This window comes from Cytobacillus sp. IB215665 (genome assembly GCF_033963835.1).
Taxonomy (GTDB): domain Bacteria; phylum Bacillota; class Bacilli; order Bacillales; family SM2101; genus Nanhaiella.
In genome coordinates, this window is record NZ_JAXBME010000016.1 from 61,068 (window position 1) to 82,771 (window position 21,704).

22 protein-coding genes and 1 tRNA gene are annotated in these 21,704 nt (G+C 33.8%); 8 read left to right on the forward strand and 15 right to left on the reverse strand.

Annotated elements, in window-relative coordinates; all coding sequences use genetic code 11:
- Positions 1 to 82: 82 nt before the first annotated feature.
- Positions 83 to 463 carry an Hsp20/alpha crystallin family protein gene (locus SLH52_RS17400; RefSeq protein ID WP_320210545.1) on the forward strand — a complete coding sequence of 127 codons (381 nt, stop codon included), beginning with the start codon at positions 83 to 85 and terminating at the stop codon, positions 461 to 463.
- 223 nt (positions 464 to 686) lie between these two features.
- On the opposite strand, the gene SLH52_RS17405 is transcribed toward SLH52_RS17400, so the two are convergent.
- Complete coding sequence (locus SLH52_RS17405; protein WP_413785560.1) at positions 687 to 896, reverse strand: Rdx family protein; 210 nt, start codon at positions 894 to 896, stop codon at positions 687 to 689.
- A 208-nt stretch (positions 897 to 1,104) separates the two neighbouring features.
- Here SLH52_RS17405 and selD point away from each other — a divergent pair, with 208 nt between their 5' ends.
- Positions 1,105 to 2,157, forward strand: coding sequence for a selenide, water dikinase SelD (gene selD, locus SLH52_RS17410; protein ID WP_413785557.1), 1,053 nt, complete (start codon positions 1,105 to 1,107; stop codon positions 2,155 to 2,157).
- A gap of 119 nt (positions 2,158 to 2,276) precedes the next feature.
- Here the strand turns inward: selD and selB are convergent, their stop codons facing one another.
- From selB to SLH52_RS17425, 3 genes are all read right to left on the reverse strand, one after another.
- Positions 2,277 to 4,187: a selenocysteine-specific translation elongation factor gene (gene selB, locus SLH52_RS17415; protein ID WP_320210546.1), complete on the reverse strand. Its 1,911-nt coding sequence runs from the start codon at positions 4,185 to 4,187 to the stop codon at positions 2,277 to 2,279.
- A gap of 216 nt (positions 4,188 to 4,403) precedes the next feature.
- Entirely contained in the window at positions 4,404 to 4,607 is a 204-nt protein-coding gene (locus SLH52_RS17420) for a hypothetical protein (protein ID WP_320210547.1), read from the reverse strand.
- A gap of 74 nt (positions 4,608 to 4,681) precedes the next feature.
- The gene (locus SLH52_RS17425; RefSeq protein ID WP_320210548.1) at positions 4,682 to 5,014 is read right to left on the reverse strand and encodes a DUF4257 domain-containing protein; all 333 of its coding nucleotides are present in this window, start codon (positions 5,012 to 5,014) and stop codon (positions 4,682 to 4,684) included.
- A 622-nt stretch (positions 5,015 to 5,636) separates the two neighbouring features.
- Here SLH52_RS17425 and SLH52_RS17430 point away from each other — a divergent pair.
- The 3 genes from SLH52_RS17430 to SLH52_RS17440 all read left to right on the forward strand — a co-directional run bounded on the left by SLH52_RS17430 (position 5,637) and on the right by SLH52_RS17440 (position 7,395).
- Positions 5,637 to 5,733, forward strand: a tRNA-Sec gene (locus SLH52_RS17430).
- A 539-nt stretch (positions 5,734 to 6,272) separates the two neighbouring features.
- On the forward strand, positions 6,273 to 6,479 hold the full coding sequence (locus SLH52_RS17435; RefSeq protein ID WP_320210549.1) for a KTSC domain-containing protein: 207 nt from the start codon (positions 6,273 to 6,275) through the stop codon (positions 6,477 to 6,479).
- A 490-nt stretch (positions 6,480 to 6,969) separates the two neighbouring features.
- The gene (locus SLH52_RS17440; RefSeq protein WP_320210550.1) at positions 6,970 to 7,395 is read left to right on the forward strand and encodes a DUF2621 domain-containing protein; all 426 of its coding nucleotides are present in this window, start codon (positions 6,970 to 6,972) and stop codon (positions 7,393 to 7,395) included.
- Between the two features lie 227 nt (positions 7,396 to 7,622).
- Here SLH52_RS17440 and SLH52_RS17445 read toward each other — a convergent pair whose 3' ends face one another.
- From SLH52_RS17445 to sirA, 7 genes are all read right to left on the reverse strand, one after another.
- On the reverse strand, positions 7,623 to 8,099 hold the full coding sequence (locus SLH52_RS17445) for a cytochrome c biogenesis protein CcdC (RefSeq protein WP_320210551.1): 477 nt from the start codon (positions 8,097 to 8,099) through the stop codon (positions 7,623 to 7,625).
- Positions 8,100 to 8,516: 417 nt separating this feature from the next.
- Positions 8,517 to 8,873, reverse strand: coding sequence for a response regulator (locus SLH52_RS17450; RefSeq protein WP_320210552.1), 357 nt, complete (start codon positions 8,871 to 8,873; stop codon positions 8,517 to 8,519).
- Between the two features lie 182 nt (positions 8,874 to 9,055).
- Entirely contained in the window at positions 9,056 to 9,763 is a 708-nt protein-coding gene (locus SLH52_RS17455; RefSeq protein WP_320210553.1) for a cytochrome c biogenesis protein CcdA, read from the reverse strand.
- A 117-nt stretch (positions 9,764 to 9,880) separates the two neighbouring features.
- On the reverse strand, positions 9,881 to 11,668 hold the full coding sequence (locus SLH52_RS17460; protein ID WP_320210554.1) for an ABC transporter ATP-binding protein: 1,788 nt from the start codon (positions 11,666 to 11,668) through the stop codon (positions 9,881 to 9,883).
- Positions 11,669 to 11,670: 2 nt separating this feature from the next.
- On the reverse strand, positions 11,671 to 13,419 hold the full coding sequence (locus SLH52_RS17465) for an ABC transporter transmembrane domain-containing protein (protein ID WP_320210555.1): 1,749 nt from the start codon (positions 13,417 to 13,419) through the stop codon (positions 11,671 to 11,673).
- A gap of 307 nt (positions 13,420 to 13,726) precedes the next feature.
- Positions 13,727 to 13,939: a YneF family protein gene (locus tag SLH52_RS17470; protein WP_320210556.1), complete on the reverse strand. Its 213-nt coding sequence runs from the start codon at positions 13,937 to 13,939 to the stop codon at positions 13,727 to 13,729.
- A 184-nt stretch (positions 13,940 to 14,123) separates the two neighbouring features.
- Positions 14,124 to 14,561, reverse strand: coding sequence for a sporulation inhibitor of replication protein SirA (gene sirA / locus SLH52_RS17475; protein WP_320210557.1), 438 nt, complete (start codon positions 14,559 to 14,561; stop codon positions 14,124 to 14,126).
- Between the two features lie 299 nt (positions 14,562 to 14,860).
- Here sirA and SLH52_RS17480 point away from each other — a divergent pair, with 299 nt between their 5' ends.
- Positions 14,861 to 15,283 carry a hypothetical protein gene (locus tag SLH52_RS17480; RefSeq protein ID WP_320210558.1) on the forward strand — a complete coding sequence of 141 codons (423 nt, stop codon included), beginning with the start codon at positions 14,861 to 14,863 and terminating at the stop codon, positions 15,281 to 15,283.
- A 110-nt stretch (positions 15,284 to 15,393) separates the two neighbouring features.
- Here SLH52_RS17480 and tkt read toward each other — a convergent pair whose 3' ends face one another.
- The 4 genes from tkt to SLH52_RS17500 all read right to left on the reverse strand — a co-directional run bounded on the left by tkt (position 15,394) and on the right by SLH52_RS17500 (position 19,425).
- Positions 15,394 to 17,400 carry a transketolase gene (gene tkt / locus SLH52_RS17485; protein ID WP_320210559.1) on the reverse strand — a complete coding sequence of 669 codons (2,007 nt, stop codon included), beginning with the start codon at positions 17,398 to 17,400 and terminating at the stop codon, positions 15,394 to 15,396.
- Between the two features lie 197 nt (positions 17,401 to 17,597).
- On the reverse strand, positions 17,598 to 17,828 hold the full coding sequence (locus SLH52_RS17490; protein ID WP_214482369.1) for a DUF896 domain-containing protein: 231 nt from the start codon (positions 17,826 to 17,828) through the stop codon (positions 17,598 to 17,600).
- Positions 17,829 to 18,447: 619 nt separating this feature from the next.
- Positions 18,448 to 19,098 (reverse strand): recombinase family protein, encoded by a 651-nt coding sequence (locus tag SLH52_RS17495; protein ID WP_320210560.1) that lies wholly within the window; start codon positions 19,096 to 19,098, stop codon positions 18,448 to 18,450.
- Between the two features lie 12 nt (positions 19,099 to 19,110).
- Positions 19,111 to 19,425, reverse strand: coding sequence for a LysM peptidoglycan-binding domain-containing protein (locus tag SLH52_RS17500; RefSeq protein ID WP_214482367.1), 315 nt, complete (start codon positions 19,423 to 19,425; stop codon positions 19,111 to 19,113).
- Positions 19,426 to 19,667: 242 nt separating this feature from the next.
- Here SLH52_RS17500 and lexA point away from each other — a divergent pair, with 242 nt between their 5' ends.
- Positions 19,668 to 20,291 carry a transcriptional repressor LexA gene (lexA, locus tag SLH52_RS17505; RefSeq protein ID WP_214482366.1) on the forward strand — a complete coding sequence of 208 codons (624 nt, stop codon included), beginning with the start codon at positions 19,668 to 19,670 and terminating at the stop codon, positions 20,289 to 20,291.
- 727 nt (positions 20,292 to 21,018) lie between these two features.
- Complete coding sequence (locus SLH52_RS17510) at positions 21,019 to 21,624, forward strand: TetR/AcrR family transcriptional regulator (RefSeq protein WP_320210561.1); 606 nt, start codon at positions 21,019 to 21,021, stop codon at positions 21,622 to 21,624.
- The last annotated feature ends 80 nt before the right edge of the window (positions 21,625 to 21,704 follow it).

Here is a 21,704-nt window from a genome sequence, read left to right on the forward strand (position 1 = left end):
TATTAACCATTTTAATTGTTGACACCTTTTTCGTTCAATCATCATATCATATCCAATAGTATATTTCTGGAGGATAATTCAAATGGTTAATAACAAATATCCTAAAGCGATGCAAATCCAATGTATTGAAGATTGGATGGAGCAATTTTTTCATGACTCTTTCTATCAGATGCTTGACGAGCAGCAATTTAGAGTTGATTTATTTGAGACTGAACATGAATATATAGTCGAAGCAGAATTATCTAATGTGAAAAAACAGCACATTAATATAACAAGACACAATAATGAGGTTTCAATTATCGTTAACAAAGATGAGCAAGAGGTAGTTGAAAGAAACGTGACTCTTCCATTTTCTATTGAATCGAAAGAAATGAAAGCACTGTTTCATAATGACATTTTAGAAATTTATATTAGTAAAGAAGCTAAAACAAATATTCAAACAAAACATATTAACATACAGTAATATCCTATTCATCTTCTACGCTATATGGTAGGAAATTTGACCACAATAATAAGCATCAGTCACACGCTGTGAACAGATGCTTTTTAAATTGTTCTGATTGCTTTATAAGTGTACCGCTACCGAGATAAATGGGATATTTTGCAACCTCGGTCAGGAGGAATAAAGTCTCCACATCATACACCAATGTTTATGTTATTTTGAACATGTTCACATCTTATTCCATTTATTCTTTTTGCTCAATCATATTTATAATTTCATTGGGATCCGGATGTTCACCAGTTTCAAGCTTTGAATAAATCTTCTCACCATTAACTGAAACTTCGAAAGCACCACCTGAACTTGGAATAAGCTCAAGACTTGATATTTTAGAATAAAAATGAGAAAACAACTTCTCTGCGAAACTCGCAGCTCTAGGTGCATAGTTTCACTGCATACAAAATTCTACGGATACTTTATAATTTTTCACAACTATTCCTCCAGTACTAAATTAATTATTTCAACATATGCCTAAGTAACATGTGATAGCAAATATTTTGCAACCACTTTTATTGTAGTACATCCATTATTATATCGTAAAGTTACTTAAACTATTGGTTTTTTTTTATTGTCAGTCTATACTTTTATTAACGGAGGTGAAGATGATGAGTGAACATGAAAAAATCCGTTTAACTGCGTTATCAACAAAAGCTGGTTGAGGCTGTAAAATTGGTCCACAAGACCTAGCGCAAGTTTTGCGCTATTTACCTGAACAAAAGAATAATCCAAACCTTCTGGTCGGACATGAAACATCCGATGATGCAGGAGCCTACAAAGTAACTGATGAATTAGCATTAGTACAAACTTTAGATTACTTTACTCCAATCGTTGACGATCCATATATGTTTGGTCAAATTGCAGCTGCGAATGCATTGAGTGACCTGTATGCGATGGGAGCTACGCCAAAAACAGCATTAAACATTGTCGGTTTCCCAATCAAAAAGCTAGGTGCAGAAATTCTAGCACAAATCTTAAAGGGAGCTGCTGATAAGGTAGCAGAAGCAGATGCACTAATTATTGGTGGGCATTCCATTGATGATCAAGAGCCTAAATTTGGGTTATCTGTTACTGGCTTTGTTCACCCGAACAAAATATGGAAAAATATTGGTGCTACACCTGGAGATGTATTGGTGATTACGAAACCACTCGGTGTAGGAGTTTTAACAACTGGCATTAAACGCGATAAAACAACACTCGACCAGTCAAAACTAGTTTCAGCAACCATGGCACAATTGAACAAGCTGGCAGCTGATTTGCTACAAAAATATACACCAAGTGCTGTTACTGATATAACGGGATTCGGATTACTTGGACATGCAAGTGAAATGGCGCGAGGAAGCAATGTAAGCATGTTAATTGATTATTCGAAAACACCTCTATTAGACGGTGCACATAAGCTAGCAGAAAATGGAGTAATACCAGGAGGCTCAAAAGCCAACCATAAATGGCTGAAACAATTTGTGACATATGGTACGAACATCACTGAAACTGAACAGTTACTATTATGTGATGCCATTACTTCGGGTGGGCTCTTTATAAGTATGCCTATAAACGATGCAAAATCGTATGTAGAAGAGCTACATAATAACGGTATTGAAGACGCAGCGATTATCGGGCGTGTAATAGAAAAAGAAGATCAGTTTATATACGTGGAATAAGTTTTTACTTTAATAGGATTTATATACGAGAAATAATGGTTAAACAATTACAAACTAAGCTGTTCACAAGCCATGAAATGATAAAAGCAAAAGGTCCAAACAGTAGAAGCAGCGGGAATCTATTCTGAACCGCTGCTTCTTATTTGAACCCATACTCGTTTAGAGTCTTCTCTTGTTGTATATTTTAGCTTATCAAATAGTTCAAGTAATGGTACTAAATACTTCCTAGATAGTTGGAGAACATCTTTAGCGTCTTTGAGCTCAAACTGTTTCGGAAAATGTGAACGTAGCTTAGCATTAGCTTCTTGTAAAGCTGCAAAATGAATATAGTGTTTATCATTCATACCTACAAGTTTTCCAGTAGATATCAAATAATTTCGTAGTTCGTCAGCTTCTGTATTAGGTATTCCTGATTGTTTTACATATTCTGCCCAAGACAGAACTGTGATTCCGTCCTTTCGGATCATTTGAATCATATTCTCCATTCGTTTTGCCCATTGTTTAGGATAACTAGGAGTAAAGCAATGCATTGAGATATATTGCTCTTTCTTAATAAATATATCTTGATCCGACGTTTGATTAAGTACAAAATCAAGCACTTGTGTTGGATATTTGGTTGAAAAGTGTTGAAGTAATTCCGCTTTGTTGATTCCTGTTCTTAGTGGATAACGAACATGGTAAGTATGTAAATACGATTTCAACTCTTCGATTATATTAAGGATAATAGCATTTAGTGTAACTTGGTTATCGTTAATAACAACAAACTCTGGATGTAAGACCAATTCACCTACCAGGCGTTCGTCAATCGAACTACGCTTATTAATGTCAGATATGGAAATGATACCAGCTTGTTCGATCAAATCTATTAAACGTTCTTTCGGAGTCCCTTTCATTTTGCTATGCAACATAGATACCGAATCTTTGCCAAAACGGTATTTCTGACCATTAGGGTCAATTACCCATCCCCCACCAATTGTTTCTACTGGAGTAGGCCTACGAATTATAAAACGATCTCCTCTTGTCACAACCGTTGACTCTGCTAAACGGAGTTGACAGAGAATTTCTGCATGATCTTCATCACTATTTACTTCATTACGATCAAAGAAAATAATTTTCGCCATTATTTCAGCTGTTCCAATGTGGCATTTTACTAGAGACCTTTGTTTTAGTGTGTGCTTAACATGCTTACTTAGTGAAAGTGCAATATCAATCGTATTTGTCACTAAATAAGATTCTGAAGAAGAAACTAAAACATCTCCACGTTTCACTTCACCACGTAAGGACGATACATTTATGGCTATTCTTTGTCCAGCCCAAGCTTCATCTACTGGTTTGCTATGCATTTGCATTTGCCTTATATTTGCTCTTTGGTTTGAAGGTAATATCGTTACTTGCTCATCTTCTCGCACAGACCCATCAAAAACTGTTCCTCTTACGACTGTTCCTTGACCTTTTAACGTAAAAACTTGGTCGACTGGCAAGCGAAATGCATTTCTTGTATTTCGTGGAGAGATAGCCCGTAATAGTTTTAATAATAGCTCTTTTAGCTCATCAATTCCCTTATTTGACAAACTATCAACTAACAGGGCTGGAGCATATTCAAAAACTGTCCCTTGTAACTCTGACTGAATATCTTCTTTAACGAGTTCAAGCATTTCATCATCTACTGTATCTATTTTAGAAATTGCAATAACTCCATGTTTAATTCCTAAAAAAGATAATATTTCTAGGTGTTCCTTCGTTTGTGGCATGACACCTTCATCGGCTGCAATTACTATAACAACAACATCTATGCCAGCCACTCCTGAGATCATCTGTCTAATAAACCGTTCGTGACCAGGACAATCAATGATTGAGGCTATCATGTTTTCATGAAGGTGCAAAGGTGCAAACCCTAACTCTATAGTAATCTTGCGCTCCTTCTCCTCTTTCAATCTGTCAGTATCTACATTTGTCAACGCTTTTGTTAAAGCTGTTTTTCCGTGATCTATATGACCCGCTAGGCCGATCGTATAATGCTGCTCTGTCAAGTAACATCACCTGCAACTCAATCACAATATTACATTGTAATTTCTCTTTGTATTATTTTAAAACTGATACAGTAATGACCTATTCTATATACTTCTTAAATAGCATTGAAAAAAACACTAATCACACCATTTTAAAGGCATAATTTTTGAGTGTCACAACACGAATACTTGGCACTAAATGTATGATATAGTCCATGTATGCCAAGGACAAATATATTACGCAATGGTAGCTGCTTGTTCTTCTATTGCCTTTTGCATATCTTGGTTAGTTACACGTTTTTCAACTTCATCTAATAGATCATGGATCTTGTTTTCAAAATACTGTACTTCTTCTTCGGTTAAGGCATTCTTCATTTTTTCTGTTAGCCGATCAACATGCTCTTTCTCTGCTTCAGTTAGATGCTTTGCTAATCCTCGCATGAAAAGACCTCCGTTAATTTATCAGTACTGCTATTATATCATAAAAACCTTTAATCGTTAGATCATTCATGCGACTACATTAACCTTTTTTTAACACGTTCAAGTCCATCTACTTTTGTTCGCTCAGTTTTAATTTCTCGATGTAATAATATATTTTCAGCTGCCATTCCTGATAATATTGAGATACCGACTAAATCTGTAACATTACACGGTGAAAATAAATATGTTGTGGCTAAAACTGCAGCCACTGCACCTATTAAAAAGTCCGCAATAAATCCAACATCATAACCTTTTGGCTCTGTCCTTTTTTTGGGGAAGATGAGAACTCTTTTATTGCGAATGAGATGGGCAATGATTCCCGTAACCCCCCCTACTATCGCCGAAATTAACACGGTTTCAAGTAGCATTTCTCACCTCAACCTCCTTTTAGTTATAAAACAATAAAATTCTACTTAACTTCCTTTACAATTTTACAAAACCTAAGCATATGACGATGTAGATAGCAGTTAATAAAGAGTTAATACTATATTCAATTGCATAATATAGGTTTGATAGAAATTGGAAGCAATAGTTTTAATAGTGGGTAGATGGGTTAATAAATATATTGGGGGATTGAATTTATTGAAGTAATAAAAGTAAAGCACATCTAATTTTTCTTAATTTTCAGTCTTTTATAAGCGTTTCTTAAGCTTGTTCACTGTCCTTGAATGGGCTATAGTATTATTTATTATCATAACATATATAAAAACATTATTTTCCTTTTTTATCTTATAATTATAAAAATAGGAATTTGTACTTGCATAACTCTTGTTTTGCTATGGTATTCAAGTACTAGTATCAATATTGCAGAAACTAATATCTTAACTAACATCATTAAATTATTTAATATTATTATTATTTATATATATAAATAGATTTCTTGACTTAATCTATCAACCTTAAAATTAATATATGCAAAAAATTTCTCTTGCAGATTTTATGTAGTGGATTGTATAATGTTACTCGTAAATTACTATTATAAATCATTGTGGGGCTGGGTGTACATCTGGTGAGTGCCGCGGTCTTCAAAACCGTTTGAGAGGCGCGTGTCGTCTTTGGTGGGTTCGATTCCCATGCAGTCCCGCCAACATACATATAACTTATTGTGTAGATTTAATAAATAAACCCCACAGATTTCATACAGTCACAATCAACATTGCTTTGAACTGCTATAAAAAACCGTTATAGTCTATAGCTAAAACTGTCCGCTTTAACAATATAAAGGCGGGCGTTTTTTTATGCCTAAAGGTTAAGTTATTAACAAACAGGATGACGGAACATAGAGTGGAGTGAGATAGTATTCAATGTAAAGCAGGCATTAGTATTTCCCTCTTACCTACTTCTTATTCGTCAAAACCTGAAACTGTATCGTCAACACTTGCTGTTTAGTACACTGTTCCAATAATCGTTCTCCATTAAAAGTACCTTCCAACGTTACCCATACGATTGTTTTTCGGTCTACATGACTTCTTGAGAAACTCCATTCTAGCTCTGGCCAACTAGTCCAGCAAGCAAAAAATAGAGTGCTTTAAAATTTAATGATATGTAAAGTGCATCAGTTACCATTTTACAGCTAAAGTAACACAATTTTTATTTATTATGTATATTCTGTAAAGAGGTGATATCATGCAACTACAAGCAATAAATTCATCAAAAATTGAAGCAGTGGGATATGATAACAACGGAATGATTTTAAGGCTTAAATTTAAATATATCACTTGTGACTACTACGAAGTTCCCAGCCAAGTATACAGAAACTTAATGGCAGCATCTTCAAAAAGTGGATATTTTACAAAACATATAAAAAATTCATACCGTTATTGTATCGTTTAAAACATATTAATGAGAAATAACTGCTCGTACAAGTAGTTATTTCTTGTTCCTCTCAAAGATATCTACACTGTAAGATTTTAAATGAGACATCAAACAGTATGTAGAGATTTTTTGGAGCTTTTCTTTTTACTCTTTTTATAAACTTTGTTCTTTCTGCTACTAAATTATGACCGTAAAAAATAATGTTTACCATTAGGCATCGTTTTAATAGTAGAAATTTGCCACAATAGTTAGGTGAGAGAAAACACTATACATATAAATCTTGCGGCAAGTTTACTTCTACTAATAATTTGTTATATTTTATACCAATTATATTATATAATCAGATATACGTTTAACATATACTGTATATTTAAATGTACGAAAATTGTTACAATTAATGTCGAAATGTTATTTTAAACATTTTCATAGAATTTGTTGCTTTATATCTCAAACAATAATAATATTAATTTTGATGTTATGAACGTGAGAATTTTTTGAGGTGAAAAAGATGTTAACTGGTTGGTTTTTATGGTTTATTCTGTTTTGGGTCGTTTTTCTTATTGGCATGTTTGCAATCGGAGGCTATTTCATGTTCCGCAAATTCTTCAAAAGACTTCCGAAAGAGGATGGTAAATCCGAATTGGATTGGCAAGATTATTATATTGAAAAAACGTATCACTTGTGGACTGATGACCAAAAAGCTTTATTAGAAGAATTAGTTAAGCCAGTACCTGAACTTTTTAGGGATGTTGCCCGCCAAAAGATTGCAGGGAAAATTGGTGAAATAGCATTAGAGGAAAAAGCAAACTCAATTACACAAAGTTTAGTCATCAAGGGTTATATTTTAGCAACACCTAAGAGAGATCATAAATTTTTAGTTCGCACTTTACGCGAAAAACAAATTGATCTAACACCGTACGAAAGTTTTTTTTAACACCTACTAAAAGAGGCTGACTCAATTAAAGTGCTCCCTTTATAAAGGACATTTTAAAATGAGAACAGCCTCTTTTTATCATTGTTTGTTGTCTTCGTACTAAGAGTAAACTGTGTTTTGTGCATCTTATCATTTCTAATTTAATTAAAACCGTTTCTAGATTGCTAACAAAAGCAACAACGTTGTTAACAAGAGCTATTTTAAAAGCTCTTCAAATTTTGCAAGTGTTACACCGATTCGTTCGTGGCCAACCTGGATGTATAAATCTTTTTATATTGAAAATACATTGCAATACGCCAAGGTACAATCATGCCAAAAGCTAAAATCCAAAACATGCCACTCAACTCAGCATAGTTAATTTGTGTACTTAAGTATGATTTAAAGATGATTCTAATGATTAATAGCCCTATTAAAATGAACACAAAAGCTTTTGATCTTTTTAAATAAATATCTTCCCCTCTCACTTCAAACTTAGAAGTCTTAATTAAAAGTATTGAAAAGAGAGCCCCGACTGTCAATGCTTCTATCAATTCAGCTGAAGAAACACGAAACATTGGATGGATAAACATCAATGCCCCCGTGCTCATAAATATTGGTGGTAACACTATTTTTTTTACATTCGTAGGTTTTTTGGCTGCTTTCATTCTAATTAAGATGACAGCAATCGCCATTAAAATTGCAACTATTGATGAAGCGTAAATCAATCAAATCAATCCTTTGCTTATTTATCTATAAAGTTTATTATACGTAATCATCATTATAAACGATAGTAGATAAATAAAAAAACCATTTAAGCCTTTTCTTAAATGGTTTTTTACATTAGCATTGTTTTTATGTTGTGATCGTCTAGAACATTTAAATGAGGTTTTATGCCATCGTCTTTAAAATAGGTGATTTTCACATTAATAGCTATTTTACTTCCTCAGAGCTGACACGAATACATGAATGATTCGTAGCATGTATGCAACTCGAAAGAGCAATTGCTCAAATTTCATGGAAAATAGCAAAAACTTTTATGTATGGAGCCTAGTTGTAAAGAAGAAAAGCATGAACTTTAAGGGTAGTGTCGTTAATTCGTTATTACAAATTACGTCAACAGAAACCTAAGCCGTATCATCGAATTAGATAACTCGATTAATAGCTTCTATTACACGACCCTCATCGAACGGTTTAACAATAAAATCTTTTGCACCTGCTTCAATTGCTTCAACAACCATTTTTTGTTGTCCCATCGCTGAACACATAATAATTTTTGCATGCGGATATTTTTGTCTAATTCCTTTAACTGCATCAATTCCACCCATACCAGGCATTGTTATATCCATAGTTACTAGATCAGGATGTAATTCATCGTATAACTTAATCGCTTCATTTCCGTTCTCACCTTCACCAACGACTTCATGGTGTGCTTTTTTTACTATGTTTCCAAGTGTCATACGCATAAATTTCGCATCATCAACAATTAATACTCTTGCCATACAATTCTTCTCCCCCTCGACTCTAATAGCTCTATATAGTCAAAAAGTAGTGACATCATATACTTTATCGAAAAATCACAATTTTTTCAATACTTTTGTTGTGATATGAAAGTCCTAATTTATCACAAAATGACCCTTTAAAACATTAACGGGGAACAAAAGTCCCCGTCACTCCTCTTGAGTTAAAATCCTGTAAAACCACCAAATAATGGAGTAAGATAAATCGTTATTTTCGTCATTAAGTCAAAAAACAACATAATTCCAAAGACTATCATTATAAATCCACCAATTTTCATGATGGTTACATTATGTTTGCGTATCCAGTGCATTTTTCCTATGAAAAGGGATAGGATTAAAAATGGGATTGAAAAACCTAAAGAGTACGCAGTCATGTATATTACTCCTGAACCCGGATTAGCTGCAGCTAGCACTAACACACTTGAAAGGATTGGACCAGTACAAGGCGTCCAACCTGCTGCGAATGCCATACCAATTAAAGAAGATCCTACATAACCAGATGGACGATTTTTAAATTCGAGCTTTACGTCTTTCATCATAAATTTAGGCTTAAAGACCCCTATTATAACTAGACCGAAGAAAACAATTAATATTGCACCAATTTGCCTTATTAAATCTTTGTAGTTAATAAAAAATTCTCCAATAAATGATGTGCCAAATCCTATCGCAATAAAGATTACTGAAAAACCAAGTAGAAAAAATATTGTATGTAGTAAGCTTCTTTTTGCTAATTTGGTATTTTCATCTTTCAATTCTCCAACAGAAACACCGGTGATATATGATAAGAATGCTGGATATAATGGCAAACAACAAGGCGATATAAAAGATAAAAAACCAGCTCCAAATGCTAGAAAGATGTTAACATCAGCCATTTAAACAACTCCTACGTAGTAGATTCTCTTTATATTCTAGCAAATAAAATAGATAAATCCTCATTTGAAATTGTGACATATTTGTGTCGAACTTACTTATCTCGTTTGATGCTTTCCTTAAAATACTATTTCTTCTAATTTATCAGATTGACCATTTTGTAAAATAAACATTTTATAATATAGGCCTTTTAATTGCAGGAGCTCTTGGTGAGACCCTCTTTCAACAATCTCTCCTTTATGGAGAACGAGAATTTGGTCTGCATCTTGAATTGTTGAAAGTCGATGAGCAATCGCTATTGTCGTTCTACCCTCTCGCATTTTAGTTAATGCAGCTTGGATGGCTTCCTCAGTTTCAGTATCGATATTTGCTGTTGCTTCATCAAGTATAAGTACCTTTGGGTTTGTTGCAATTGTCCTTGCAAAAGCGATGAGTTGACGTTGACCACTAGAAAATGTTGACCCTCTTTCAACTACTTCTTGATTATATTTATGCGGCAGCTTGTCAATAAATGAATCAGCTTGTACAAATTGTGCAGCTTTTTTTATATCCTCTTCTTTTATAGAATTATTTTTCAACTTGATGTTATCAGCAATTGTACCAACGAATAAAAACGGATCTTGAAGAACGAGGCCAAGACTAGACCTTAACTCCTTATTTTTATATTTTCGAATAGATACTCCATCAATAAGAATATCTCCTCGATTAAATTGATAAAAATTCATTAATAGGTTGATGATCGAACTTTTCCCGCTACCAGTATGTCCAACTAAAGCAACAGTCTCACCTTTGTTGGCAGTAAACGAAATATTCTTTAAAATATCTTGTTTACCATCGTAAGAAAAACTAACATTTTTAAATTCTATATTACCGACTTTGATCAAAGGATTGTTATTACTACCGCTATCAGGTGCTAGTTCATTTTCATCCATTAAATTGAATACTCTATCAGCTGACACAATGGCTTGTTGATAAAGTGATAATCTCATCATCATCTCATTTACAGGTTCAAAAAAACGGTCTAGATAGCTAATAAATGCATACAGTACTCCAATTTCAATAGGTCCTTCCATTGAAATAATCCCAAAATAAGAAAGCACTAGGATTAATGCTAATGTAGAAACTACGTTTATAGCTGGACGTAATAACAAACCATCTAATTTAATATTCTTCATCCCCGCACGAAAATGACCTTCATTAATATGAGCGAACTCTTCTCTTAATCTACGCTCTTGTCTGAAAACTTGAATGATTGCCATACCTTGAAGGGATTCATTCAGTTTAGCATTTAGCTGACTCAACTTTTCACGCATATCTTGATAATATTTAGAGCTGTAACGGCGATAAGTTTTCATAATAAGAAAGATAATCGGAATTAGGACTAAACAAAAAATTGCTAATTGGACATTTAAGAAAAACATAGCCACGAAAATACCAATTAAAAATACACCGTTTTGAACGAAAGTTGCTAAAACACTTACAAACATATCTTTGATTGCTTCTGTATCATTCGTTACTCTAGAAACAATGCTCCCATCAGGGGTTTTATCGAAATACGATAAACCAAGTTTATGTACTTTGTCAAATACATCAATACGTAATTGCTGAATAATTTTTAGTGCTATTTGCTGAAACTTTAATAATTGGAAATATTGAATAATGACTTTAGCCAAAATCGAACCTAAATATCCAATTGCTAACAATAGAATCGGTCCATATTCTAAATTTTGTGGCGTTAAATAGTCATCAATAAATATTTTGACTAAGATTGGACCAATGATATCAGCTGTTGTAGCTGTTATTAGTAAAGTAAATGCAATGACAAAAGATTTTTTATGCGCTTTCGTATACGAAAGAAGTCGAAATAACACTTGGCGCTGCTTTTTAGCAGAAATTGATTTTTCCATGTTTATCCTCCAAATTCAACAAGTGCTTCTAATTGCTGAGTAACATACATCTTTTTATACCATCCAGCTTGATTCATTAGCTGTTCATGCGTCCCTTGTTCCATAATCCTACCTTCATCTATAACTATAATGAGGTTTGAATGTTGAATAGCACTCAATCGATGAGATGTTATCATTGTTGTTTTGCCGTTACGGTTCTCTTTTAGAGACGATAGAATTTTCTCCTCTGTCTTCGCATCTACGGCTGATAAAGAATCATCTAAAATGAGAAGTTCTGGATCCATCAACAACGCTCGTGCAATTGCTATCCGTTGCTTTTGTCCACCTGACAATGAAACACCCCTTTCTCCAACTACCGTTTCATAACCATGTGTAAATCCGGTAATGTCTTCATGAATATGAGCTAGCTTTGCTGCATGGTGTATTTCAAAAATTGATGCTTCAGGTTTAGCAAAAGCAATATTATCTGCTATCGTACTTGAAAACAGAAAATGATCTTGTGGCACATAACCTATGGCACTACGTAATTCATGCAAAGAATACTTCTCAATAGGATGTTCCCCAAAGAAAATATCCCCTTCATATTTATCAAACTCTCGTATAAGGAGCTTTAAAAGAGTTGTTTTACCTGCACCCGTTTTACCTACAATTCCAATTGTTTCCCCTTTTTGTAGTTTAAATTTAATTTCATGTAAAACATTTTGCTGTTCATTAGGGTACGTAAAGCTATTAATATTATAGGTAATATGACCAGAGGGAGTTTTCTTACTATCCTTTGAATCATCGTCAATGTCGACTTTTTCAGATAATAAATTAGACACACGGTCATATGATGCTCTTCCTCTTTCCACAATGTTAAACAGCCAACCAAAAGCCAGCATAGGCCAAATAAGTAAACCTAGATACGTCGTAAATGATACTAACTCTCCTAATGTCATCTCACCTAGTATGACATATCTTGAGCCAAACCCAACTGCTAATAGAAAAGATAGTCCAACAATGAGAGATATAGTAGGGTCAAATAGCGAATCAATCTTAGCCACAGTTACATTCTTTTTGACTACGTCTTCAGATTGTTCAAAAAATGCCTCATTGTCTTCTTTTTCCTGTCCAAAAGTTTTAATAACTTTTATCCCGCTAGTACTTTCTTGAACTTTGTCGTTTAAAGAAGAAAAAGCTTCCTGAGCTTTATGAAAATGTTTATGCAATAATGTTCCGTAAAAATTGGTTGCTAATGCCATAAAAGGCATTGGTATTAGACAAATTAATGTTAATTTCCAACTAATCGTAGCTGCCATTGTAATTAATACAAAACCACCTGTAGCTACTGAGTCGACAAGTGTTAATACTCCCGCACCTGCTGTTTGCTGAATGGCTTGAATATCATTTGTAGCATGTGCCATTAAGTCACCTATACGCTTCTTTTGGTAAAATGATTGAGACATTTTTGTGAAATGCTCAAATAATTGGTTTCGTAACAACCTAGCCAGCTTTACTGATGATCCAAAAATCATCATCCTCCATACTAAACGGAGAAAATAAACTATAATAGTAACTGCAATTAATAACAACATCCACTTTAATAATAGATTGATTGATAACGTCTGATCATTAATATGATCTACAACAATCCCTATTACTCTTGGTGCTACTAGTTCCAGCATAGCTACTATACATAGAACGAGAATCCCAAAAATATATGACTTTTTTTCTTTTTTAAAAAACCACATCAAGTCTTTAAAAACACTCATCTTTTGTCCCCCATTGAACTCAGTCAAGTAAACTTGTAATTCGTTGTACTAAGGTAAGTCTCTTGCCTCACCCTTTCTTCACCTATAAGATTTAATCCATCAGTGAGAAAGTGCTTGATATTTACTATGATAAGATATGTGCATATACATAAACATAGAAAATAATGTTTATCAGTATTGCAAAGAAATGATATGTATGAATAATCTAACACATACGAAAACTTCTAAACATTTATTTACAGACCATATTCATTATTTGTAATCGAATTCATAAAAAGACACCCAACCATTTGAGTGCCTTACAACTTTATTTTATTTGGTTGTTCATTGCTTTCATCATTTGATTGATTTTCTTTTGTGATGGCTTTTGACCCATTTGTGCCATCATCACTTTCAACATTTGTTCATTAATAGGTGGATTTTTCTTAAGATAGTTCATCATATATTTTCGAGCTATGAAAAATCCTAGAGCAACTCCAGCGACTAAACCTAAAGATACCCATAGAACTATTTCCCACATACTATTTTCCTCCTTCAAATTGTCTACATTACAGTGTACTAAACCAAATATGATTATACAATAGTTGAGCACAAAAGTCTCAATAAGAAATAATTTTTATATAAAACATGTAGTTTTATTTTTTTAACAGAACATTCAAAATATTATATGTGTGACAATAGTAATGAAAGATTCGCTATCATTACTAAAAAGCATTCATTTTAACTGGTTTTAACCAGCCATACCGGTCGAGCTGTAAATCCATTGCCAAGAAACAAGGATCGAATTTTCTTATAATCTCAAAAAATACAGCTTCAGCTTCATAGCTTCCTTCAGCAGTCAATTGCATGTATTCTTCATATACGACTAATTTTGCATAGCTTTTATTATCAGGTAATAATATGGAATGAACCTTACGATGAGAGTTATTATCGTTCTGGTTGTGTAGTTGTTTCACCAATAATTTGTGGATTGTAAGAGTAGGGATTGGTTGAGTAATATACTCTATTTGTTTTTTTAGTAATTGTTTTCTTGCACTATTAGCATGTTCATAATCTACAAACAGCTGTAATAGCATTTTCTCTCGTCCAAAATAATGTTTAGCAAATTGTTCTTCAATTAAATAAATACGATAGTGTCTCACGAAGTTCCCTCCTTTATCCTACATATTTAATCTAATTATAGACTTGTCTTATTTAAATTATTGTCTTATTCCGCAAAAATGAGCCACTTGTTTTGCCGAATTCTGTCTAATATCTCTGTTAATGATAATCACCTATTTTGTTTACGAGCGTATAATATAAAAGTTGAAAGCTATTTTCACATATATAGTTGTATTTCCTACTAAGACAAAACGTGTATACAATTCGTGTAAAGTAATATTAATGCAAAAACGGCCGATCAAAAAAAGCTAAACCGAAAGAGTGAAGGAGGTAAGATAAGGTGTTTACATCCCGAGTTAATTTCGATGCTAATGCATGTCATTATCAAATAATATATAATTCTCCTCAGTTACTTAACGACTATCATGTAAACCATACTAGTCGACACCCATATAACAACAGACAATTTCCTCCTGTTGACACAACAATGTTTAGTAAATCCGCAAAAGAAATGCAAAAGTTGATGAGTGAGGCTGCTTTAGTTCTAAATAAAATTGCTTACTCTAAGGAATTTGCACTTCAGGTCATGACCGCTGCTCAAGAGTCTCAGTTAAATAAAGTTGAACAATTAATTAAATCAACAGGTATTACTTCAGAAGTTGAATGTTCATTTAATCCAGATGGTATTACAATCACTTTTATTTTAGCAACTAGTGAAATTGATTGTTGCCATTTAAGTATTATTTTACGTTGGAGAAGTTAAAGAAAGGCTGTTGTCGTAAACATAATAATCTAGTGGTTTTCGTGTTTATTAAAAAAATCTATGCGAAAACACCTAAAAAAAAGAGCCCTTTAAAAAAGGCCCTCTTTTGCTTATTTTTGTAATAAGTTCTTTACTTTGTTTACTACGTTTTCAACTGTAAAACCATACTCTGCCATTATTTTTTCTCCAGGTGCAGATGCGCCAAACTGATTGATCGCTAAAATATCACCTTCATCACCAGTATACCTTTCCCAGCCTAATGAAGAAGCCATTTCAATACCTAAGCGTTTTTTAATGTTTTTAGGTAAAACAGCATCTTTATATTCTTGTGATTGTTCTTCAAAACGATCCCAAGATGGCATACTAACAACTGATACATGAACGCCATCATTAGCTAATGACTTCTGCGCCTCAACAGCTAGACTAACCTCTGAGCCAGATGCTAATAGCAATGCATCTACATTGTCATTACTTGCTGGAGACACAACATATGCTCCTCGCTTTACACCTTCATATGCATCACGCTTCGTATTTGGTAAAGTAGGCAAGTTCTGACGTGTAAGAACAAGTGCGTGTGGCTTATCAGTAGCTTCAATTGACACCTGCCAAGCTGCAGCTGTCTCATTCGCATCACCCGGTCTAATGACTGATAGTCCAGGCATTGCACGTAGTGCTGGCAGCTGTTCAACTGGCTCGTGAGTTGGTCCATCCTCACCAACAGCAATACTATCATGGGTAAATACATAAGTTACTGGTAATTTCATTAAAGCTGCTAAGCGAATGGCAGGACGCAAGTAATCAGAAAATACAAAGAAAGTCCCACCAAATACTTTCACACCACCATGAAGTGTCATGCCGTTTAGAGCAGCTCCCATGGCAAACTCACGTACACCAAACCATATATTTTTTTCTTCATATGAATTTGGCATAAAGTCATTTGACTCTTTAATCATTGTTTTATTAGATCCTGCTAGATCAGCAGATCCACCTATAAATTGTGGAACACTATTAGCTATAGCATTTAATACCTCACCAGAAGAGGATCTTGTCGCTAGGCTACTTCCTTCCTCATAAGTTGGTAATTCCTTTTCCCAACCACTTGGAAGCTTTCCTGTAATAGCTGCTTCTAGTTGTGCTGCTAATTCAGGGTATTGTTCCTTATAATGAGCAAACATTTGGTTCCATTCATCTTCTTTTTTACTACCAGCATCCTTCACAGTAGCAGAGAAATTGTCGTACACTTCAGACGGTACATGGAAATCTTCTTCAAATGTCCAGTTGTAGGCCTCTTTCGTTAATTTTAACTCATCTGCACCTAGTGGCGATCCGTGTACTGCTGACTTACCTGACTTATTAGGTGCTCCGTAGCCAATGACTGTTTTAATCTCAATCATCGTTGGATGGTCAGTATCACCCTTTGCTTCTTCAATAGCTTGCGATAATTCTTGTATATCATTACCATCTTCAACACGAATATACTGCCAGCCGTATGATTGGTAACGGTTTTTGATACTTTCAGAGAATGACTTATCGAGGTCGCCGTCTAAAGATATATCGTTGGAATCATATAACACAACTAGACGTCCTAGCTTAAGGTGACCTGCGAGCGATGCTGCCTCAGCTGATACACCTTCCATTAAGTCACCGTCACCACAAATTGTATACGTGTAGTGGTCTACAACATTAAATGTATCTTTATTATATGTAGATGCCATATGTCTTTCAGCCATAGCCATACCAACAGCCATCGCGATACCTTGACCAAGTGGCCCTGTTGTTGCTTCTACTCCAGCAGTATGCCCAAATTCTGGGTGTCCTGGTGTTTTGCTTCCCCATTGACGGAAGTTTTTAATATCATCCATCGTTACGTCATAACCACTTAAATGTAATAAGCTATATAATAGCATTGATCCGTGCCCAGCTGATAATACAAAGCGATCACGATTAAACCATTGAGGATTAGACGGGTTGTGGTTCATATATTTAGTCCACAACGTATATGCCATAGGAGCAGCTCCCATCGGCATGCCAGGATGTCCTGAGTTAGCTTTCTCAATTGCATCAATCGATAAAGTTCTGATTGCAGCAATAGATAAATCATCAATATTAAGTGACATAAAATACCACCCTTTCAATCATTATAGTACATATCATATATTCAAAATGAACAAATGTACATACATTGTGAAAAAAAGATACATTTTGTTCAAGAAAACATCTTATCATAGTATGTACAAAAAACGATACATACTATGATGTATCCTTAAACTTCCTTCATTCAGCCTATAATTTAGAAAGATTGTAAAATTAAGCCTTAATGAAAACGGCTATTCTTACTCTTTTTTAATTTTGTAGGCGTAACATCATTTCCTTCTTTATCTACTACTTTTACTGAATGTAAAGTATTTTCCATCGAATTACGAAACGATTGAATATATTCCTTGCGTAAATCCTGTTGTTCACGTTTTTCTTCATCCGTTAACCCAGATGATTTTGATTTTTTTGACAAATAGTTAATGCGATTAATTTTTTCATTTGATAACACGTAAATGCTTCCTTTCTATACAATAGAATATTATGTTCTGTACATATTACAAGAAGAGAGCTTCATTTTCAACGGTTTTGTTTTAGTACAAAAAACTAAAGACTTATGCAATTAGCATTAACCCCATCTTTTCTTCGCTGAAAATAATGTCAATATTATAATACGATCTAACCTTCCACTAAACTTGAATACAATGATATTGCCAAAAGTGCCATTTTAATAGTTTAATTTCATAAAGATTGTTGCTTTTCAGACTATGATTTAAGCACGTATACACCTAACTTTTGTGGTACCTTTTCTACTACTTATAATTTTGGGGATCCGACGAAACTCCGTCTTTCTGTCTTCTTGTTATTATAATAGCAACAAAAGTTTACGAAAGGCTGTTTTCACATTGATTATTGTTTTTCGTATTAAGACTCAACTAAAGGTTGAGGCATCTTTTCATCTCTACAACGATGACTAACATGTAAAGTCAAATTATTTTGTACTAATTTGTAAACAATAGTTACAAAGTTACGAACACAGCCTAACGAATTTTCCTTACAATAACAACGTATTAAAAGTATACAATTGTAAATTGTATACTACAGCATTCTTCCATTCTATTGTTAGCCATCTACTCTAAATTATTATGCATATATTCTTTATAACGTCGATGTACCGTTGCTTTTGACACATCAAATCCAAGACCACGTAATGTTGCCGCTATATCTGAAAACGTGAGATTATTTTGTCGTAACCTTATGATTTCCTCAATAGGTATTTCCTTTCTTTCTCTACCTGAGCTTACATGGATGTTTTTTAAATTCCTCTCAGGTCTATATCCTTCTTCGATAGCTCGTTTCATTCCCCGTTTAATTTTTAAATTATGTATTTTTCGTTGATATTCCTCAACAATGCTGACAATTTCCAACATCATGGAATCAGCTTCAGACAATTGTAACTCTCCATGATGATGAACTGTGTATATTTTAACTTGTTCTTTTAAAATAAAATGCAGCAAAGCTATTCTAGCATTACCCCTACCTAGCCTCGTCTCATCTTGTATTAAAAGGGCATCGATATGCTGTTCCTTAATTTCATTCAATAACTCATAAATGCCATCTCTATCCATGTCATATCCACTTGCTCTTTCTACTACCACTTTCTTCACATCAAAATGATAACTGTTTGCAAGCTGAAGTAATTCTTCCTTTTGTCGTGTTAACGATGTCTCCTGTGTTTGTTTATTTGTACTAACACGACAATATATTATTGCTTTTTCCATTTCTACCTCCGATTAATTGTTAACAGCATAAGTATCATACATTTTATTACCTTCTGATTTTAACACTGGAATATAAATTTCATCACCATAAAAAATTCTATCAGGAGCTATTTGATTTACATCCTCTACCCAACTTATAAAGTCATTGATTGATAAATCGTGACTGTTACTATACTCGGACGCAATATCCCAAAGTGTATCTCCATCTTCTACTTTAATAGTAATGTAATCATTTTTCTCGATATCTTTATAAGAAGTAATTAGTGCAAAAGCAAAGCCGATAAAAACAGTAAAAAACAAGATATAGTAAATTTTAGATTGTTTCATAATAAGTCCCCCTGATTAACAGAATACATGTTCGTTTTTAGTTATTGTATACGAACAAATGTTTTATGTCAACATTTTTACGAACTTACGTTTGTTATACATAACAAGTCGTGCTATAATGAATGAAAGTAAAATCTTTCTAGTATATCCTTACAGTGTTAATAGACGATGTTAATTTTTAAATGTTATGAACGGGTATACATGCTAACAATAGAAAAGATTATTATAATGAGGTGCTAACGATGGCAAAATTATCGAAAAGGCAACAAGACATACTAGATTTCATAAAACAAGAAGTACAATCAAAGGGATATCCACCTTCTGTTAGAGAAATTGGAGAAGCGGTAGGGCTAGCTTCAAGCTCAACAGTTCATGGTCATTTATCTCGTCTAGAAAGTAAGGGACTAATCCGTAGAGACCCAACGAAACCTAGAGCAATTGAAATATTAGATTTAGATCCTGCTGATGTAATCCCAAAAAATAACGTAATGAATGTGCCAATCATAGGAAAGGTAACAGCTGGTCAACCAATAACAGCGATTGAAAATGTTGAAGAATACTTCCCTCTTCCTGATAAACTTGTATCTCCTGACGAAAATGTTTTTATGCTTGAAGTAATGGGAGATAGCATGATTGAAGCTGGTATATTAGATGGGGATCACGTCATTGTTCGGCAACAACAAACTGCTTCCAATGGAGATATCGTTGTTGCAATGACCGAAGATGATGAGGCAACAGTTAAGAGATTTTTTAAAGAAAAAGACTACATAAGACTTCAGCCAGAAAACTCAACTTTAGAACCTATTATTCTTCGTAATGTAGCTATATTAGGAAAAGTGATCGGGGTGTATCGTACGATTCATTAAACATTATGATACATAACGAATGTATGATCTACTCTTTGACAAATAGTCACTTTTAAAAGGTTGTACCAATCAGTTCGATTAACATACAGGTTAGCTGTCCACAATGCTTTTTAATGTATTCATACGATCTCATATTATAATCCAATCCTTAGCTTAGAACGTCAGAGCTAAGGATTTTTTCGTCATATAGTAAGCTCCCTGCCAACTTATTTTTATTTGCTATTTTCACAATGGTTGCTGCTTTTTAGTTTTAAGATATACACACGTATATATAGTGTTCGAGACACCTTTTCTACATTTTTAATTATTGATCTCCTATAAAACTAATAACACTGTCCATTTTTAGTAAAAAAACAAAGTTCACGAAAAAAGTCTTTAGTTTTAACTTTATCATTCAATGAATTTCTTAGTAACTTGCTCTCATATTTCCCACACTATGACCATTAATTTTATGCTTATTACCCCGGATTAGACTTGACGGTCTAGACCATACGGTCTATTATGTATAATAAGGAAGCAGCATTAACTATTAGGCCATTTCCACATAGCGTGTTTTACTTAACTAAAACACAAACTCGAATACAGCTAGATTTCGTGCCATCATTTCACATATAAAACAATGTATATTGAGTAACGACGTCTATATCTTCAGAATAAGGATTTAAAGCAACAAAGTTTACGGACAGAGCTAACTATTAAGATTAAAAACTTGTAGGAGATGATGTAATTGACGCAAGGATTTAATAAAGAATTCGAACACTCAGATGACTTAATGCAAGCAGCATTAAATGAATTTGTGGAAAAAGGCTATGACAAAGCCTCATTAAATCATATATTGAAGACGGCGAATATGAGTAAGGGATCATTTTACTATCATTTTAACAACAAGGAAGATCTTTACTTAAATCTCATAGACATGTTAATTCATAAAAAGCAAGAATTCCTTGTCAAAGTTATGAAGCCAAGTGATTATTCCAAAGACATTTTTACAATATTTAAAACACAAATCCAGGTTGGAATGCAATTTGCCAATAAATACCCAGATATTAACCGTTTTGCAAACAGCTTTATTAAAGAAAAAGGAACTGACATATACGAAAAGGCATTGACAAGGCATAATTTTCAGGATAATGATCAAATGAACAAGCTCATTGAAGCATCCTATAACAAAGGTGAAATAAGGCAGACACTACCACTCGAATTCGTCCAATCATTAATTGGCTTCTTGTTCACTAATATTGTGGATGTAGCTGATATGTCAAAGCCTGACAACTATGAATCAAGCCTAAACTACTTAATTGATTTCCTGAAAAATGGCCTGGCAGATCAGTGATGATCAAAACTATCACATGTTGACATCAGCAAAGTAGTTGAAGATTCAAGTCTTTACCTAACCACCTGATAATTTGGAGT